Below are 3,073 nucleotides of genomic sequence, written 5' to 3' on the forward strand. Positions count from 1 at the left end.
CGTACCTTTCGGGGCGAACCAGAGCGGATTTTCGAGCGAGCAATATTCGCCGAACACCGCGTTCTCGCTCTTCAGCCGGTCGTAGATCGGGGTGGTGCGCAATGGCCGCGCCGCCGGCAGCTCTTCGTTCGGGAAGCGGATACGAAAGCGCCTGGAATAGTTCTCGCGCACCTTGGCGTTGGTGTAGGCAAGTGTCGCCCAGTCGCCGAAGCGCGCCACGTCCATCGCCCAGATGTCGAAACCGGGGTCGCCGTCGACCATCCAGTTGGCGAGCGCCAGGCCGACGCCGCCCGCCTGGCTAAAACCCGCCATGACGCCGCACGCCACCCAGAAGTTCTTCAGGCCGCGCACCGGGCCGATCAGCGGATTTCCGTCGGGCGCGAAGGTGAAGGGACCATTGATCACCTTCTTGATGCCGGCCTTCTCGATCGCCGGGAAATGGCGGAAGCCGACCTCGAGGCTGGGCGCGATGCGCTCGAGGTCGTCGGCCAGAAGCTCGTGGCCGAAGTCCCACGGCGTCTGGCGCTCCGACCAGGGCTGGCCGCGGCGCTCGTAGGTGCCCATCAGCATGCCCTTGCCTTCCTGGCGCATGTAGATCTCGCCCTCGAAGTCGACGATGTGCAGCATCTCGAAGGTCGAGGCGGCGACCTCGGGGATCTCCTCGGAGATGATGTACTGGTGCTCCATGGCGAGGATCGGCAGCTCGAGGCCGACCATGCGGCCGACCTCGCGCGCCCACAGGCCGCCGGCATTGACCACGTGCTCGGCCTGCACGGTGCCCTTCTCGGTGACCACGTCCTAACCGCCGTAAGAACGCGCGACGAGGTCGACCACCCGGTTGTAGCGTTCGATCGCCGCGCCCTTGAGCTGGGCCGCCTTGGCATACGCCATCGTCACGCCCCACGGGTCGACATGGCCCTCGATGGGATCGTACAGCGCGCCGACGAAATGCCGCTTGTCCATCAGCGGGAACAGCCGGGCCGCCTCGTCGACCGACACCATCTCGAGCTTCATGCCGAGATAGCGCCCGCGCGCGTTGACCATCTTCAGCCAGTCCCAGCGCTCGGGCGTGCCGGCCAGCATCAGGCCGCCGGTGAGATGCAGGCCGCACGACTGGCCGGAGGCCGCCTCGATCTCCTTGTAGAGATCGATCGTGTACTGCTGCAGCTTGGCGACGTTGGGATCGCCGTTGATGGTGTGCATGCCGCCCGCGGCGTGCCAGGTCGAGCCCGAGGTGAGCTCGCTGCGCTCGATCAGCACGGCGTCGGTCCAGCCCGCCTTGGCGAGGTGATAGAGCACGCTCGCACCGACGACTCCGCCGCCGATCACGGCGACCTGGACGGGGGACTTCATGCGGCCGGGCTCCAGTTCCTGAGGGATCTAGGATGCTACATCGGCTGGCGCTGCGATGCCTCCAGGGACTTCACGATCGCCTCGAAGGCGCCGACGGTGTCGAGCATCTGCTCGAGCGGAATGGCTGGAGCGGTCTTGTCTTCGACCGCCTCGGCGAAGGCGTCGAGCTCGGCGCGCAGCGAATCGACCGGCGGATAGGTGAGCCGGCGCAACGGTCCGCCGGCACCGCGCAGGACGAGCTCGGTCTCGCCCAGCGCCTCGGCCGAGCCTGCGGTGCCGAACACGTGCACCCGCCAGTAGAACGGCGTGGCGCGCATCGAGCCTAAAAGGCCGCTGGCCCCGTTGGCGAACTCGAGCAGCACCGACAAAGCGTCGAGCGGATCCGGCATCGGACGGCGCGACACCAGCTGCGTCTGCACCCGGCGCACCGGGCCCATCAGGTGGACGAAGGCGTCGAGGACATGCAGGGCCGCACCGGTCATCGGCCCGCCGGGCGCTTCCGAAGGCAGGGCGCGCCAGCCGGCGAACAGGCTGCGCGAGTTCTCGTTGCTGTAGTGGCCTTCGATGTGGAGGATCTCGCCCAGCTGGTCCGATTTGACCACGCTCGCCAGCTCGCGCATCGACGGCCACAGCCGCTTGTTGGCACCCAGCCCCAGCGGCACGCCGGCACGGCGGCAGGCTTCCACCATGCGCTCGGCGTCGGCGCGGATGAGCGCCAGCGGCTTCTCGCAGAACACCGCCTTGCCGGCTTGGGCGGCTGCGATCACCTGGGCAGGATGCAGCGAGTGCGGCGTGGCGATTACCACGAGCCGGACCTTGGGGTCGGCCAAGGCGTCGCGGATGTCGCTGGAGAGGATCAGCGCGTGGGTCGCGGCGAAGTCGTGCAGGCGGTTGCAGTCGAGGGCCACGCCGCGCACGAAGCGCAATCGCTCGCTCTTGCCCTGGACGGCGTTGACGATGTTCTTGCCCCACCATCCGAGGCCGATGATTGCCGCTTCGATCATGCCCGCCCCAGTACCTTATCACCTTATGTTCGGACAACTTGACGATATTGTCCGAACAAAATAGCGTGGGCAAGATCTGGGGTCGCGAGACGTCGAGGCGAATGGACAGCAAGGATCTGTACGAGCGCGGCCTGCGGCTGCGCCAGAAGATGTTCGGCGAGGCGGCGGTCGCCGAGCGCATGGGCGCGCTCGGGGCGTTCGGCGCGCCGCTGCAGCAGATCATCAACGGCTATGCCTATGGCGATGTCTGGAGCCGGCCCGGACTCGACGGCCGCGCGCGCAGCCTGGTGATGATCGGCATGATGGCGGCGAGCAACCGGCGCAACGAGCTTGGCGTCCATCTGCGCGGCGCACTGGCCAACGGCTGCACGCCGACCGAGATCCGCGAGGTCCTGCTGCAGGTGGCGCTGTACTGCGGCATTCCAGCCGCCCTCGATGCCCATCACGCCGCGCTAGAAGTGTTCAAGGCGGCGGGCGTCGCGCCCGACGCCGAGTAGGCTGGCGATGGCAGGTCTGACCCGAAACACGCGTGCGACGGAGAGAGAGCCGGCGAGCCGGCGCGGCGCCAGCAAGCGCGCCGTTCCGCGCTACCGGGCGATCGCCGAGCAGCTGCTGGCCGACATCGCCCGCGGCCGCTATCCGGTCGGCAGCGCGCTGCCGACCGAGATCGAGCTTTGCCGGCGCTTCGACGCCAGCCGTCACACCGTGCGCGAGGC

General features: G+C 68.1%; 3 protein-coding genes and 1 pseudogene. 2 read left to right on the forward strand and 2 right to left on the reverse strand.

The window, feature by feature from the left end; all coding sequences use genetic code 11:
• Both JOY90_RS27980 and JOY90_RS27985 read right to left on the reverse strand, forming a co-directional pair.
• A pseudogene (locus JOY90_RS27980) lies at positions 1 to 1,353 on the reverse strand (FAD-dependent oxidoreductase); the annotation flags it as partial.
• Between the two features lie 35 nt (positions 1,354 to 1,388).
• Positions 1,389 to 2,357 (reverse strand): Gfo/Idh/MocA family oxidoreductase, encoded by a 969-nt coding sequence (locus JOY90_RS27985; protein WP_291694336.1) that lies wholly within the window; start codon positions 2,355 to 2,357, stop codon positions 1,389 to 1,391.
• A gap of 101 nt (positions 2,358 to 2,458) precedes the next feature.
• Here JOY90_RS27985 and JOY90_RS27990 point away from each other — a divergent pair, with 101 nt between their 5' ends.
• Both JOY90_RS27990 and JOY90_RS27995 read left to right on the forward strand, forming a co-directional pair.
• Complete coding sequence (locus JOY90_RS27990; RefSeq protein ID WP_291694337.1) at positions 2,459 to 2,854, forward strand: carboxymuconolactone decarboxylase family protein; 396 nt, start codon at positions 2,459 to 2,461, stop codon at positions 2,852 to 2,854.
• Between the two features lie 7 nt (positions 2,855 to 2,861).
• Positions 2,862 to 3,073 (forward strand): GntR family transcriptional regulator (locus JOY90_RS27995; protein WP_291694338.1); only part of this gene is annotated, 212 nt, incomplete at its 3' end.

It is taken from the genome of Bradyrhizobium sp. (assembly GCF_019242285.1).
Lineage (GTDB): Bacteria > Pseudomonadota > Alphaproteobacteria > Rhizobiales > Xanthobacteraceae > Bradyrhizobium.